A 14,698-nucleotide genomic window follows, 5' to 3' on the forward strand; every position below is an offset into this window, starting at 1 on the left:
CGGAAATTAAATGCCGTGGTTTTTGACTTCACTGGCTTTCAGGTGCACGCGGCCGTCCAACACTTGCACGGTGAATTTGGCGGTGCAACCTTCATCGGGTTCACGTGCGCAACCATCAGCCAGACCAATCTGCCAGTTGTGCAACGGACACGTCACCGTGGTGCCGTGCACGATGCCCTGGCTTAACGGGCCTTTCTTGTGCGGGCATTCATCGAGCAATGCAAACACTTGTTCTTCACTGTTGCGAAAAACCGCGATGTCTTGCCCTGTGGGGCGGCGCACAATGCGTGATCCCAACACGGGGATGTCTTCTACTGCACAAATGTCGATCCATTCCATTTGAATTTCCTTCTGTTCCTTAAGTAATGATGCCGACATTAAACCACCTCTGCCAGTTTGATTGGAATGAACTGGCGCAAATCAACCTGCGCTTCTTTGGGCTTGTGCCATGGGTCTTCCTCAATGGCCAGAGCGGCCTGCAGCTCGGCCCACAGGGCATTGCGATTGGCCACATCGTCCACCACCCTGGACTTCGCGTGATCAAGCCCAACGCGTTCAAGGTAATGCACGGTGCGCTCCAGGTACCAACCTTCCTTGCGGTACAACTGCAGGAATGCGCCGCTGATGGCCAGCACTTCATCGGAAGTTTTCACGCGGCACAGGAACTGGGCCACTTCGGTTTTAATACCGCCGTTGCCACCCACATAAATTTCCCAACCGGAATCAACACCGATTACGCCAACATCCTTAATGCCGCTTTCAGCGCAGTTGCGCGGGCAGCCCGACACGGCCAGTTTGACTTTGTGTGGCGCGTACATTTTGAACAGGGCGTGCTCAAGGTCTTTGCCCATCTGGGTGCTGTCTTGCGTGCCAAAGCGGCACCAGTCACTACCCACACAGGTTTTTACTGTGCGCAAACCTTTGGCGTAAGCGTGGCCGCTGGGCATGTCCAAATCTTTCCACACGTCTTGCAAATCTTCTTTTTTCACACCCAGCAAGTCGATGCGCTGCCCACCCGTTACTTTCACGGTTGGAATGTTGTACTTGTCGACCACATCGGCAATGCGGCGCAGTTCAGCGGCGGTTGTTTCGCCACCCCACATGCGTGGCACCACAGAATAGGTTTTGTCTTTCTGAATGTTGGCGTGCGCACGTTCATTGATGAAACGGCTTTGTGGATCGTCCACCGCCTCGCCGGGCCAGGAGCTGATCAGGTAGTAATTCACAGCCGGGCGACAGCTTGCACAGCCGTTGGGCGTGCGCCAGTTCATGGTTGAAAACACTTCTTCTTTCGTGGTCAGGTGATGCTTGAAAATTGCATCGCGAACCACCTGGTGGCCATGGTCGGTACAGCCACACATGGGTTTTGTTTTGGGCGTGGCGGAGTAATCGGCGCCTGCGGTGCTCATCAAAATCTGTTCACACAAACCGGTGCATGAACCACAGGATGCACTGGCCTTGGTGTGCTTGCGCACTTCTTCAATGGTGAACAGACCTTTGGTTTTAATGGCCTGAACAATGGTGCCCTTGCACACACCGTTGCAACCGCAGACCTCATCCGTGTCGGCCATTTTACTGGCCTGGCTTTGCCCTTCGTGGCCGGTGTCACCAATGTTGTTTTGACCAAACATCAGCTTCTCGCGAATTTCCTTGATGGCTTTGCCTTCACGCATCAGCTTGAAGTACCAGGAACCATCGACTGTGTCGCCGTACAGGCAGGCGCCCACCAGTTTGTCTTCCTTGATGACCAGCTTTTTGTACACGCCGCCAATGGGGTCAGAAAGCAGCAATTCTTCACAGCCATCGCCGCCCATGAAATTGCCGGCAGAAAACAGATCTACACCCGTTACTTTCAATTTGGTCGAAGTAACAGAGCCTTCGTAACGGCCAATGCCGAACTGCGCCAGGTGGTTGGCACACACCTTGGCCTGTTCGAACAAGGGAGCTACCAAACCGTAGGCAATACCACGGTGGCTGGCACATTCACCCACCGAATAAATTTTGGGGTCGGTGATGGTTTGCATGGTGTCGTTCACCACCACGCCACGGTTGCAGTGCAAGCCGCTGCTGGCTGCCAGCTTGTCGTTGGGGCGAATGCCCACGGCCATGACCACCAAATCGGCATCGTGAATTTCGCCATCCGTAAATTCAATTTGCGCCACGCGACCATCGGAGCCCGCATGCAAGGCCTTGGTGTTCTTGGCCAGCAAGAATTTCAAGCCTTTGGTTTCCAGGCTTTTTTGCAACAAGCCCGCTGCGGTGGGGTCGAGTTGGCGCTCCATCAACCAGGTGGGCAAGTGCACCACGCTCACGTCCATGCCCTGAATGGCAAGGCCGTTCGCGGCTTCAAGGCCCAACAGGCCACCACCGATCACGATGGCTTTCTTGTAATGCTTCGCCGCTTCCAGCATGGCTTCGGTGTCCGCAATGTCGCGGTACCCAATCACGCCTGGCAAGGTTGAACCGGGCACGGGCAGAATAAAGGAGTTGGAACCCGTGGCCAGCAGCAAACGGTCGTAAGGTGCAGTGGCGCCGTCGGCACACTTCACCACACGCCTCACTCGATCGATTTCCGTGACCTCTCGACCCACGTGCAGGGTAATGTTGTTGCTGGTGTACCAGTCCCAATCATTGAGCACGATTTCTTCGAACTTCTGCTCTCCAGCCAATACTGGCGAAAGCATGATCCGGTTGTAATTGGGATGCGGCTCTGCGCCAAACACGGTGATTTCATACAATTCAGGGGCGAGCTTGATCAGCTCCTCAACCACCCGGATACCGGCCATGCCGTTACCAATCACCACCAGCTTCTGTTTTTTGACGGACATCAGCATATCTTCGATCCCAATTTACCAAAAAAAAACGGCCCCCGGCTGCACGAAGCAGCACGGACGCCGTTGTCCAACTCCCTTGGCCGCAAACGCAACCTCAGGAGACCTGTCAATCCACCTGCAGATCGCCGCCGTTGACGACCTACACCCGTGTATATGCAAAGGTCGTGCCAGCCATTTCCACGTGGTTTTGCACCACAAAGAGGCTATTTTTATTGAAACGGAAAGAAACTGGACTGGATGGCTGGCACCCAACTAGTGCAACGCACCATTCTGCATAGAACGGTGCGCTTCTTTGTTACAGCGTGCAAAAACCACTTGGGTCTTGAATCTGATTGGGCAAAGCCACGCTGGCGCTTACAGTGACGGGCACTGGCAAGCGGTTGAAACTGCTGACAAAAACCGGGTTATAGCCTTGAATGGTCAAGGTAAGCGAATCGCCTTCCAGTAGCTGAACCGATATGCCGGGCAACTCGATTGCTTTCTCGCCATAGCCTTTCAAAGGCGTAATTTGATCGTGCAACACGGTTTGGGTGCCATCGGCACGCGTCAAGCCCAGCCCCACATACACAATGGGCGCTTCCGGCGAAGCCGGGCCAACAGGTTCTACTTTCACGGTGGCTTTGGGCGTACCCACGAAACAACCGGGCAAATTGGCATTGTTCAATTCAACGTACACCGGTTGAGCCAGTTGCGCCGCCTGTGTTGATGTCAAACCCGAGAACAGGCCTGCCACACCCGCCATCACCTGTGTGGGTGCTGTGAACGCTGAAGCTGCACGCACACCTTCCAGTTTGGGGCGGTTCGACGAATTGGACTTCACTTCAACTGCGGTGGGGTCATTTCTGCCGTCTTCAAGCACCGACGCAATTTCAGGCAGTGGCACAGGGCCGAAACCCAGGTAATCCGCAGACCGGGCCTGTCTGCTGCCCACCAAATGCTGGGCCAGAAACTGGAACATCATGTCTTTCAGTGGAATGACGCAACGGCCTGTTGCCGCATCCCAATTCGCAGCAGGGCATCTGTTTTGCGCGGTTTTCAGCCAAATCAGGCTTTCATTGAAGGCGTATTTGGCCCCCGTGCCTTCCAGCGCCACATTGGGGTCTTGCTGCACACCCAGGGCATTGAGCAGGTGCCCGTATTTGACAAACAACAATTTTGCGTCTGCATTCACCTTGCGATAACACTCAAAGTTTTGAATCGCTTCATTCAGGTTGAACAACACATCGGTGGCGCCTTGGATAAAAAAGGCGGGCACATCGGTTTTCAGGGTCATGCCCCTTGGCAGGTTTGCAGACAAATCACAATAGGAAATGGAGCCTTGCGAACCCAATCGTTTCACGATTTCCTCGGACACAACTCCGGTGGTATTGGCCTCGGCAAGGCCCTGAAACAGAAAGGGGTCGTAGCGCCCACGGTTGCTTTCCAAACCACCTGCCACCAATCCGTTCAGGTAGGTGGTTTTGGGCACGCCGCCGGGGTTCAGGCTGTAGCGCAGGTCGTACCAGGTGCCATTGGGCACCATGGCATCAATTCGGGAATCAAGCCCCGCTCCAATCAACTGAAAAGCGCCACCATAGCTGCGACCAATGGTACCCACCACCGGGTTCAATGCCCCGGCCTTGCTGCGGTAACCCAGGTTGGGCAAATTGGCTTCGGCCCAGTCCAGAATGGTTTTGAAGTCTTTGCCTTCAAAATCCGGATCAAGAATGGTGACATTGCCGCCCGTGTCGCCATGACCACGCTGATCATAGGAAATAACGTACCAGCCGGCACGCCCAGGCACTGGCTCTTTTTCGTTGTACGCCACCTGCAGGGTGTCCACACCAATTTCGGACGTTTGCGTGGCCTCGTCGAAATCAAGCGTCGCGGCCCGGGTGCCACCAAAACCATGGGAGTGCAGCAACAGTGGGGTGGCCTCGCCCGCGTCCAGTTCGGGGAAGTAAACAGTCAGCGCCAGTTCAGTGCCGTCAAACGCGGCAATGGTAAGCTGCTCCACACGCGCCGCATGGCCCATGGCCGTTTGCTGGTTTTTCACCCGCAACGGCATTTCAGTTTCAGATGGGGTTACGCCACCACCGCCGCTTGGGCCTGAATTACCGACCGTTGTCTGATCAGCCTCGTACAGGCAACCCGCAAGCCCAACTGCCAATAGCAGGGGTCCCAGTAATCTGGTGACGCCGATCAACATGAAATGTCTCCGATTTGTAATGTTTTGACTATTACCTGCACTTGAACCCTTTCAGATTCAATTGCTTACCGAAGCCACGCTAAAATAGAACGTTGACCCTGTTCTGGCTGCCCGAAGTGACCTCCGCTGCAAATCCTCCGAAAATTGTGCTTGGCTTTGAAAGTTCGTGTGACGAAACCGGTGTGGCCCTGTGCACCACCGATGGCCGCATTCTGGGGCAAGCCCTGTATTCACAAATTGCAATGCACAAAGACTACGGCGGCGTGGTGCCCGAGCTGGCTTCGCGCGACCACATTCGCCGCCTGATCCCTTTGATGGACGAAACCTTCGCACAGGCCGGCATCTCGATCACCGAGGTGGACGCTATTGCCGTAACCACTGGCCCTGGTTTGCCCGGTGCGCTGATGGCGGGTTGCGCCTTTGCCTACAGCCTGGCCATGGGGCTTGACTTGCCTGTCATCCCCGTGCACCACCTGGAAGGGCATTTGCTGTCGCCCTTGCTATCCATCAATCCACCTGCATTTCCGTTCACTGCACTGCTGGTAAGCGGCGGGCATACCCAGTTGATGGGCGTTGAAGGCCTGGGCAAGTACGCCTTGCTGGGTGAAACACTGGATGATGCAGCGGGCGAAGCTTTTGACAAAACCGCCAAAATGATTGGCCTTCCCTACCCGGGTGGCCCTGCCCTGTCAAAACTGGCAGAAAACGGTAACCCTGAACGCTTCAAACTGCCCCGCCCCATGTTGCACAGCGGCGACTACATGTTCAGCTTCTCAGGTCTGAAAACCGCCGTACTGACCACAGCCATGAAGTTGGCGGGCGTTAAGCGGCCTTCCGAAACCATGGTAATTGGTGATGCCGACAAAGCCGACCTGGCCGCCAGTTTTCAAGCCGCCATTGTTGAAACACTGGTGAAGAAAGCCTTGGCAGCCTGCTTGCACCAAGACCACAAACGTTTGGTTGTGGCTGGTGGCGTGGGTGCCAACACCTTGTTGCGCGAACAACTTGTGAAAGCAGCACACAAACGCGGCATCGATGTGTATTTCCCGGAATTAAGCCTGTGCACCGACAACGGCGCCATGATTGCTTTTGCAGGCGCCATGCAATTGCGTGAAAAACCTGAACTATTGAATTCTCGTGATTACAGCATGCACACGCAGCCACGGTGTGAATTGGCAGCCCCGTCGGGCAATTGTTAAACCACTGATCACACAAATTACAGCCAAAAACCGCCCCTGTTCAATTCATTTGATACCAATTCACTTGCGTAGTATTTGCGATAGTCAAGTAGTTCCAGTCGTTCCTACCCAATACACACCAGGAGATTCAAGTGAACCAATTTCTATCAAGATGCCTTTTGTCAGTGGCAGCAACTGTGTGCGTGGTCAATCCCGCCATGGCCGATGAAAAAGTGAACAAAGCGATGAGCGCGCTTAAGCAAGAACTTGCTGCTCAAGGTCAACCTCGCCTTGAAGGCGACCAATTGTACTTTGGCAGCTCAAAAATCAACGGCGACTTCAAAGTGGTTGACAAAATCAAGGAAAAGCATGGCGGTACAGCCACCCTGTTTGTGAAGGAAGGCAACAACTACATTCGCCGAAGCACCAATGTGATGAAAGCAGGTCAACGCGCTGTGGGCACCCCACTCGACCCCTCGGGCCCCGCCAAGGCCGCCATTGACAGTGGCAAGCCATTTTATGGCCCAGTGGACATTCTTGGGAAAATTTTCCAGACAGGTTATGAACCCATCGTAAATGCCAGTGGCGCCACCATTGGAATTTACTACGTCGGCTATTCCCTGGAATAAGTCACAACAGCAATCGAGAATTGGGGGTCAGTATGAGTATCGTCAAGCGGATTTATGCCGGGTTTGGATTTGTGTTGTTGCTGTTGATTGCCTGCCAGGTTTTGGTCGCCAGCTTGTTGGGCAATCTCAACGAGTCATTCACAGTCTTGGTCGATTCCAAGTTCGAAATCCAATCCCAAACCGCTTTGGCTCAAGTTGAGTTCCTCAAGGCAGAGCGTCCCATCAAGGATCTGATGTATGCAGACGACCCCATTCTGCAAAACTCTGTCAATGAGCACTTGAGCACCGCTATTGAGGCAACGCAAAAAAGTGTCCGGCTAAGTTCAGTGCTTAAATCCCAAGAAATTACAGACTTGCTGGGCAAGCTGGAAAACAGCCTGACGCAGTACAAAACAAATTTTGACGCCATGATGAAAGCCGGGATTGGTCCCCAGAGAATGTTGGCCACAGTCCAGACCCGCAAATCGGCGCGACAATCTGAAGAACAACTGGGTACCGTTTTGCAATTGACCAGAAGCAGCATTGATCAGTCAAAGTTGAACGCCCAAGCCCTCGGCAATACTGCAATTCAAACTGTATCCATTGTCGGGGGGCTGGCTGTTCTGGCGGGGCTAATCATTGCCTGGTTGATCGGGCGCTCCATTTCAAGACCAGTGAACAAACTTCAAGCGGTTATTCAGCAAGTGCAAGAAACTTCAAACCTCAGCCTTCGCGTCAACTTGAAAGAAAAACACGAGATTGCATCGATTGCATCTTCTTTTGATTCACTGATGAGCAGCTTTTGCGACACGGTGAAAGGCATCCGGGTGTCTGCGGAACAAATCGGGACAGCCGTTAACGAGGTTCGTTCCTCTGGACTGCAGATTTCACAAAGCACCCAAAAACAAGAATCGATTACCGACTCTTTGAGCAACATCGCCACGGACGCCAATGCCAAACTGGAGTCGTCTTGCTCTTATCTCAACTCGGCACAGGAAGTGTCCTCGAAAACGCGGGGCCAGCTTCTTAACTCTATTCAGTCAATGCGTGAAACAGCGTCTTCAGTAAACAGTGTGGTAGAAATTGTGAGCAAGAACGGCGAGCGTATTGACACCCTGAATGAAAGCTCGACCAAAATTGGTGGAATTATCAACACCATCAAGCAAATTGCGGATCAAACCAATTTGCTGGCGCTGAATGCCGCCATCGAAGCCGCGCGTGCCGGTGAGCAAGGGCGGGGCTTTGCCGTGGTGGCCGACGAAGTACGCAAACTGGCGGAAGATACCGCCAATGCAGCAAACCAGATTTCGAAACTTATATTGGACATTCAGAATCAAATTCAACAGTCCGTTGCAATGACATCGGATGCCAATTCAAAGTCTGACCTTGCACTACAAAAAGTAGCGGGGTCTGAGCAGGACATGGGACTGCTGCACACCGAATCCGACAAAATGAATCAAACCTTTGAGGCATTTGGTTTGTTGCTCAAAGAGCAACAGACAAGCATGGAAAGATTTTTCAGCGGAATCGGGGAAATTGTGGACGCATCGACTGTGAACTCGTCTGTTGCTCAAAAAGCGAGCGAGGTGGCCAACCGACTGGATGAACGCGCCAATCAGCTACAACACGCCGTATCACGATTTGTAGTTTAAACACACAGGTGATTTGACCAGGGCACAAAGCTGATTCGGGCAAGCACCAATTACCAACCGCAATCAGAAATGGGTATGCTTACAGGCTGTAGATGAGGTACTGCCATGAACGCACCCAACGAAGATTTCGCTCTGAATGCTGCCCAACGGGCTGAGGTAATTGCCGGGCTAAATCAAATTCTGCCAGCCCACGCCGTGCTGCATGAAGTAGAAGACACCAAACCATACGAATGCGATGGGCTAAGCCTGTTTCGGCAACTGCCCATGGTGGTGGCCCTGCCTGACACGGAAGAACAGGTGATTCGAATCCTGAAGCTGGCCAACAAGCTGAACGTGCCCGTGGTGGCGCGTGGCGCGGGCACCGGCCTTTCAGGTGGAGCACAGCCCCACAAGCACGGCATTTTGCTGGGCATGGCCAAGTTCAACAAAATTCTGAAAGTGGATGTGCAATCGCGCAGCGCAGTGGTACAACCCGGCGTGCGCAACCTGGCCATTTCTGAAGCTGTGGCACAACACCAGTTGTACTACGCACCCGACCCTTCCAGCCAGATTGCCTGCACCATCGGCGGCAATGTGGCCGAAAACAGCGGCGGCGTGCACTGCCTGAAATATGGCCTGACCGTCCACAATGTATTGAAAGTACGGGCCATCACGATTGAAGGTGAAATCGTTGAATTCGGTTCCGAAGCGCCCGACGCACCCGGTCTTGAACTGATGAACCTGGTGATTGGTTCTGAAGGCATGCTGGCCGTGGTTACGGAAGTGACTGTGAAGCTTGTGCCCAAGCCCGCGCTGGCGCAGGTGATCATGGCCAGCTTCGACGACGTGGCCAATGCAGGCAATGCCGTTGCAGCGGTAATTGCCGCCGGTATTATTCCCGCTGGTCTGGAAATGATGGACAAGCGCGCTTCGCAAATGGTAGAGCCATTTGTAAAAGCCGGGTACGACACTGAAGCGGAAGCCATTCTGCTTTTGGAAAGCGACGGCACCCCGGAAGAAGTGGCCGAAGAAATTGCCGAAATGACCCGCGTGCTGAACGGCTGCGGTGCCACCGCCATCAAGGTATCGCAAAGCGAAGCCGAGCGCCTGAAATTTTGGGCGGGTCGCAAGAATGCATTCCCTGCCGCAGGCCGTGTGTCGCCCGACTATTACTGCATGGACGGCACCATTCCCCGCCGTAGCCTGGCCCGCGTACTGAACGCCATCACCGAGATGGAAAAGAAATACGACATGCGCTGCGCCAACGTATTCCACGCAGGAGACGGCAATTTGCACCCGCTGATTCTGTTCGATGCAAACAAGCCCGAAGAAATCAAGCGTGCTGAAGATTTCGGCGCAGAAATTCTGGAACTGTGCGTGGAAGTGGGCGGCACAGTGACCGGTGAACACGGCGTGGGCATCGAGAAAATCAACCAGATGTGCGTGCAGTTTTCACGCGCGGAGCTGGATGCATTTTTTGCCGTGAAAAAAGCCTTCGATGAACCCGGCTTGCTCAACCCCGGCAAGGCCATACCCACCCTGCACCGCTGCGCTGAATATGGCCGCATGCATGTGCACGGTGGCCAAGTGCCTTTTGCAGACCTGCCACGCTTTTAAAAGAACGAGACCATGAGCGACTTTATCGACGACCTGTGCAAGCGGGTTGAACTGGCTGCACGCAACAACACACAACTTCGTCCGGTGGGTGGCGGCACCAAGAATTTTTACGGCGGCCCCCTGCAAGGCGAAGAAGTGAACATGCGCCAATGGGCTGGCATTGTGGAATACGAACCCACGGAATTGGTAATCTCCGTGAAATCAGGTACACCGCTTGCGGAAGTAGAAGCGGCATTGGCTGCACAGAAACAGGAATTGGCTTTTGAGCCGCCGCGCCTAAGTGCTGGCGGTACCATTGGCGGCACCATCGCCAGTGGCCTTGCTGGCCCAGCCCGCTTGAGCAAGGGTGGCGTGAAAGATTATGTGCTGGGCTGCACCCTGCTGGATGGCAAAGGCCAATTGTTGCACTTCGGTGGCGTAGTGATGAAAAACGTGGCCGGTTACGACGTGGCCCGTGTTATTCCCGGCAGCATGGGCACACTGGGCATCGTCACGGAACTGTCAATCAAGGTGATGCCGGTTGCCCCCGCTGAAGCCACCCTGCAATTTGAGATGGATGTGAACCAAGCCATTGCGAAAAGCAATGAATGGTTGTCCAAACCCTTGCCCATTTCCGCCACGTTTTATGAAAACGACAAACTGACTGTTCGCCTGCGTGGCGCCAGTGCTGCAGTTCAAGCCGCACTGAAAAACATGGGCGGGCAGGAAATGGAAAACCAACAGGCCCACGCCTTTTGGGCCAGCGTACGCGACCAGCAACATGAATTTTTCAAGTGCGAAGGTGACTTGTGGCGCATGGCTGTGCCACCCACTACGGTGGACCTGGCCATGCACGGCAAAAGCGTGCATGAATGGGGCAGTGGTTTGCGCTGGTTCCGCTCCGACGCGGAAGTGACTGTCGAGCAAATTCGCGCCATTGCCAAACGCGTGGGCGGCCACGCCACCTTGTACCGCACGGACAATGAAGCAGCGCGTGCGCACGCATTCCAGCAACCCGATGCAGTGATGCTGAGACTACAACGTCGCCTGAAAGAACAATTCGACCCGGCCGGTGTGTTCAGCATCAACCGCCTGTCACCCATTTTGTAAGTAGAACGCATGGACACCCAACTCGCCGACTGGATCAAAGACACCCCCGATGGCAAGGCCGCCGACGCCATTTTGCGCAAGTGCGTGCACTGCGGTTTTTGCACGGCCACCTGCCCCACTTACCAAATATTGGGCGACGAACTGGACAGCCCACGCGGCCGCATCTATTTGATTAAACAAGTGCTGGAAGGCAAACAGGTTACCCGCAAAACACAGCAACACCTGGACCGTTGCTTAACCTGCCGTAACTGCGAAACCACCTGCCCTTCAGGCGTGAAGTACGGCCAGTTGATCGACATTGGCCGAAAAATTGTAGACGAGCGCGTGGAACGCCCGATGGCAGAGAAGCTAACCCGCGAAAGCCTGAAAATGCTGATGACCAACCGCCCCCTGTTCACGGCTGGCATGGCCATGGGCAAGGCAGTGCGTGGAATTCTGCCAGAAAGCATCAAGAAAAAAGTGCCCGCCAAACGCGCCACCTTGCCCTTTGCCAACACCGCACACGCTCGCAAAGTCATTTTGCTGAAAGGTTGCGTACAACCGGCCATGATGCCGTCAATTGATTCTGCAACATCAGTCATTCTCGACGCACTGGGCATTCAAAGCACGGTGGTTCAGGAATCAGGTTGTTGTGGCGCGGTGAAGTTTCACCTGAACGACCACGCTGGTGGTTTGGCCCAAATGAAAACCAACATTGATGCTTGGTATTCACTGCTGCAAAGTGGTGAAGCCGAAGCCCTGGTAATGAATGCATCAGGTTGTGGCGTTACTGTTCGTGAATACGCGCACCATTTCGAGAACAACCCGGTGTACGCCGAGAAAGCCAGGCTGGTTAGCGACAAAACCCTGGACATTGGCGAATTCATCACCCGGCAAAATGCCGACAGCCTGACCCGCCTGGGCGCGAAAGTGAAAGCGGCCATTGAACAGCAACGCATTCCCGGCACCATTGCATTTCATCCACCCTGCACACTGCAACACGGCCAGCAAATCAAGGGCGTCATTGAAAACGTGCTGACCACCTTGGGCTTCAAGCTAACCCCGGTTGCCGACTCACATTTGTGTTGCGGCTCGGCAGGTACGTACTCGGTATTGCAACCCGAATTGTCGAAAGAACTGAAAAAGCGCAAGCTGGCCAACTTGATGGCAGGCAAACCACAGGCCATCGCATCGGCCAACATTGGTTGCCTGGGGCATTTGGAAAGCGACGCCACCGTAGATGTTCGCCACTGGGTAGAGTGGGTGGCGCAAGCAGTTTGAGAAAAGCTTACCTACTGCAAATTATCTGTCTGCGGCTGTAATAACCGGGGTGCGAGGGCACCACCGGCATCATCATGTCAGCGCCATCGATGCTGCGCAACACATCTTCGGTGCAGGCACCAATGCCCAGGCTGGCCAGCCACTTGGTTGCGGCTTCGTCTGCATCCAGTTCAAACTGACGGTTCATGGCGTGCAATTTTTCCATGGTGGCGGGGTTACGCTCAATGGCATCGAAAGCCATGTCGGGCGTGGGCAGGCCAGCCAGTTCCATGGCCTTTAGCCCCAACTTTTTTTGATGCTCCAGGTGAACATGCGCATATTCATGGGCCACCACAAACATCACGCCATCGGGTGTCAAGCGGTTCAGAAAATCGGGATCCATGGTCAGTAGCGCGCCTTCGGCACGGTCAGATATATAGGCCCTGCTCCAGGTTTTTGTTAGCTCAACCTTAAGCGTCATGCCAGGTACAGCCTTGCCCAATTGAACAATCGCCTGGTCAATGTCTGTTTGGGTGGCTGCGCCCGCACTGAGAGGCAACGAAGCACCACTGAACGCCACAAGCACTACCAATCCAACTACGCCAAGGCGGTTACTCCACATACTGCACTCCAACTTCGAGCAATTTCACCGCCCCAGTGTAATCACGATATCAGTGCCTTGCAATCGGCTAAAAACCAAAAGCCGTTAAGCCACTGGCAAACTGAGCCGGTTCCAAGGGGCGGGTACTTGTCAATGCATGGGTTTCAACCAAAAGTGATTCAAACATGGAGCGTTGATCCTCGGTCAACTCAGCGCCGTCAAACTGAATAAACGGATCTGTTCCCCCCTTGATCGTGGCCAACAAGGCCATTTCAAGCACAGAGCCTGGCAAATTCACATGATCAGAGGTGGACAACCAGGCTGCTGCCTTGCTGCGGTTTTCTACTCCACCCTCGAGCCACACGCAGGCACGTCGAAGCGCTTTGCTCAAACCGCTCAATGCAATCGGGTTCTCGGTAGCCCAGGCACGGGTGCACCCCAATACCTTTTCGGGGGCATTGGGCCACAAACTATTGGAGGTCGCCACAATGGTGCCCAAGCCCTCGTTAGCCGCCAGCGAATTGTAGGGTTCGCCGACACAAAAAGCATCAATCAACCCGGTTTGCAGCGAGGCCACCATGCGAATGGGAGGAACCACTTCAAAGCGCACATCCTGATCCGGGTCCACATCATTCAGGCGCAACCAGCGGCGAAGCTGCAAAGTGTGCATGGAAAACGGAAAAACAGTGCCGAATACCATGACACGTTCTCCGCGAGATTTTGCGGCACGCAATTTTGACCCCAGAGTTTCACCTTCAACAAGCCCGGAAATTAGCGCTGCCAAAGGTTTGCTGACTGTAATTGCATTGCCACTTCGATTCAACACCAGTGGCGCCAACACGTCTTTTTTTGGAGAACCCCCCAAACCCAGTTGAAGGGCAATCGCCATAGGCGAAAGCATGTGTGCCGCGTCAATTTCACCATAGGCAAGCTTGTCACGCAGCGTGGCCCAAGATGCCTGCTTGAGCAATTCCACAGACAAATTCTCGGCCTCGAAAAAACCCATTTTCCGGGCGACCACGAATGGAGCAGAGTCGGTCAGGGCAATTACGCCAATGCGAATTTCCTGTTGCATTACAAACCACCTCCGCCCAACATTTCAAAGACCTCAATCACGTTGCGGGCTGTATCTACCAGGCGCTGATTGCGCTCCATGGCAAGCTTTCGCATGGCGTGGTAGGCCTCGTCTTCATTAAAATTGCGGTGCTTCATCAACAGGCCTTTGGCTTTGTCAATCAGCTTGCGGTCGGCAAGTTGATCCCGGGTTTTCTGCAACTCGTTTTTCAGGGCCTGAAATTCACGAAAACGAGCCACCGCCACCTGCACGATTGGGCGAACCCGGTCCGGGTTCATGCCATCGGCCACGTAAGCACTCACCCCTGCCTTGATTGCGCTGGCAATGGTGTCCTCGTTGTCTTCATCAGAAAACATGATGACGGGCTTTGGGTTGCTGCGAGACAACACCGCCATGTTTTCCAGGCAATCGCGATCGGGTGAGTCGATGTCCACAATCACGATGTCGGGTTGGGACACCGCCACATGCTCGGCCAAACGATCGACCGAACTGAGGCGGGACACCAGCACATAACCAGCATCAAGCAAGGCGCGTTCCAGTATGGCGGCGCGGCCTGGCTCTTCGTCGACCAAGAGTACTTTAAGTGGAGGTGTTGCGGCTTTGCCGGTTTTGCTATTGACCATGAACGGGTTTACTCA

General features: G+C 54.2%; 12 protein-coding genes. 6 read left to right on the forward strand and 6 right to left on the reverse strand.

Going from position 1 to position 14,698, the window contains the following annotated elements; translation table 11 throughout:
- Window positions 1–6 precede the first annotated feature (6 nt).
- The 3 genes from nirD to V7028_RS00795 form a co-directional block, all read right to left on the reverse strand.
- On the reverse strand, window positions 7–378 hold the full coding sequence (gene nirD / locus V7028_RS00785) for a nitrite reductase small subunit NirD (RefSeq protein ID WP_334118200.1): 372 nt from the start codon (window positions 376–378) through the stop codon (window positions 7–9).
- Window positions 378–2,834 (reverse strand): nitrite reductase large subunit NirB, encoded by a 2,457-nt coding sequence (nirB, locus tag V7028_RS00790; protein WP_334118201.1) that lies wholly within the window; start codon window positions 2,832–2,834, stop codon window positions 378–380. Before nirB ends, nirD begins: the two co-directional genes overlap by 1 nt.
- Window positions 2,835–3,129: 295 nt before the next feature.
- Window positions 3,130–5,022, reverse strand: coding sequence for a CocE/NonD family hydrolase (locus tag V7028_RS00795; protein ID WP_334118202.1), 1,893 nt, complete (start codon window positions 5,020–5,022; stop codon window positions 3,130–3,132).
- Window positions 5,023–5,138: 116 nt separating this feature from the next.
- Between V7028_RS00795 and tsaD the strand changes: the two genes are divergently transcribed.
- From tsaD to glcF, 6 genes are all read left to right on the forward strand, one after another.
- Window positions 5,139–6,221, forward strand: coding sequence for a tRNA (adenosine(37)-N6)-threonylcarbamoyltransferase complex transferase subunit TsaD (gene tsaD / locus V7028_RS00800; RefSeq protein ID WP_334118203.1), 1,083 nt, complete (start codon window positions 5,139–5,141; stop codon window positions 6,219–6,221).
- Window positions 6,222–6,352: 131 nt separating this feature from the next.
- Window positions 6,353–6,829 (forward strand): Cache 3/Cache 2 fusion domain-containing protein, encoded by a 477-nt coding sequence (locus V7028_RS00805; RefSeq protein WP_334118204.1) that lies wholly within the window; start codon window positions 6,353–6,355, stop codon window positions 6,827–6,829.
- A gap of 32 nt (window positions 6,830–6,861) precedes the next feature.
- Window positions 6,862–8,460, forward strand: coding sequence for a methyl-accepting chemotaxis protein (locus tag V7028_RS00810; protein WP_334118205.1), 1,599 nt, complete (start codon window positions 6,862–6,864; stop codon window positions 8,458–8,460).
- 105 nt (window positions 8,461–8,565) lie between these two features.
- The gene (locus V7028_RS00815; RefSeq protein WP_334118206.1) at window positions 8,566–10,056 is read left to right on the forward strand and encodes an FAD-linked oxidase C-terminal domain-containing protein; all 1,491 of its coding nucleotides are present in this window, start codon (window positions 8,566–8,568) and stop codon (window positions 10,054–10,056) included.
- 12 nt (window positions 10,057–10,068) lie between these two features.
- Window positions 10,069–11,145: a glycolate oxidase subunit GlcE gene (glcE, locus tag V7028_RS00820; protein WP_334118207.1), complete on the forward strand. Its 1,077-nt coding sequence runs from the start codon at window positions 10,069–10,071 to the stop codon at window positions 11,143–11,145.
- 9 nt (window positions 11,146–11,154) lie between these two features.
- Window positions 11,155–12,405, forward strand: a complete 1,251-nt coding sequence (glcF, locus tag V7028_RS00825) for a glycolate oxidase subunit GlcF (RefSeq protein ID WP_334118208.1) — start codon at window positions 11,155–11,157, stop codon at window positions 12,403–12,405.
- 7 nt (window positions 12,406–12,412) lie between these two features.
- On the opposite strand, the gene V7028_RS00830 is transcribed toward glcF, so the two are convergent.
- The 3 genes from V7028_RS00830 to V7028_RS00840 form a co-directional block, all read right to left on the reverse strand.
- Window positions 12,413–13,006 (reverse strand): DUF2201 family putative metallopeptidase, encoded by a 594-nt coding sequence (locus V7028_RS00830; protein WP_334118209.1) that lies wholly within the window; start codon window positions 13,004–13,006, stop codon window positions 12,413–12,415.
- Between the two features lie 67 nt (window positions 13,007–13,073).
- Window positions 13,074–14,060, reverse strand: a complete 987-nt coding sequence (locus tag V7028_RS00835) for a CmpA/NrtA family ABC transporter substrate-binding protein (protein WP_334118210.1) — start codon at window positions 14,058–14,060, stop codon at window positions 13,074–13,076.
- Window positions 14,060–14,683, reverse strand: a complete 624-nt coding sequence (locus V7028_RS00840; protein ID WP_334118211.1) for an ANTAR domain-containing response regulator — start codon at window positions 14,681–14,683, stop codon at window positions 14,060–14,062. The genes V7028_RS00835 and V7028_RS00840 overlap by 1 nt, the downstream gene beginning before the upstream one ends.
- Between the last annotated feature and the right edge of the window lie 15 nt (window positions 14,684–14,698).

Origin of the sequence: Limnobacter sp. (genome assembly GCF_036846585.1) — a bacterium.
Classification (GTDB): Bacteria; Pseudomonadota; Gammaproteobacteria; order Burkholderiales; family Burkholderiaceae_B; genus Limnobacter.

Bases quoted from the DNA above. Each gene is read 5' to 3' on its own strand.
- nirD (WP_334118200.1), bottom strand. From the start codon at position 378: ATGTCGGCATCATTACTTAAGGAACAGAAGGAAATTCAAATGGAATGG.
- nirB (WP_334118201.1), bottom strand. From the start codon at position 2,834: ATGCTGATGTCCGTCAAAAAACAGAAGCTGGTGGTGATTGGTAACGGC.
- V7028_RS00795 (WP_334118202.1), bottom strand. From the start codon at position 5,022: ATGTTGATCGGCGTCACCAGATTACTGGGACCCCTGCTATTGGCAGTT.
- V7028_RS00810 (WP_334118205.1), top strand. From the start codon at position 6,862: ATGAGTATCGTCAAGCGGATTTATGCCGGGTTTGGATTTGTGTTGTTG.
- V7028_RS00815 (WP_334118206.1), top strand. From the start codon at position 8,566: ATGAACGCACCCAACGAAGATTTCGCTCTGAATGCTGCCCAACGGGCT.
- glcE (WP_334118207.1), top strand. From the start codon at position 10,069: ATGAGCGACTTTATCGACGACCTGTGCAAGCGGGTTGAACTGGCTGCA.
- glcF (WP_334118208.1), top strand. From the start codon at position 11,155: ATGGACACCCAACTCGCCGACTGGATCAAAGACACCCCCGATGGCAAG.
- V7028_RS00830 (WP_334118209.1), bottom strand. From the start codon at position 13,006: ATGTGGAGTAACCGCCTTGGCGTAGTTGGATTGGTAGTGCTTGTGGCG.
- V7028_RS00835 (WP_334118210.1), bottom strand. From the start codon at position 14,060: ATGCAACAGGAAATTCGCATTGGCGTAATTGCCCTGACCGACTCTGCT.
- V7028_RS00840 (WP_334118211.1), bottom strand. From the start codon at position 14,683: ATGGTCAATAGCAAAACCGGCAAAGCCGCAACACCTCCACTTAAAGTA.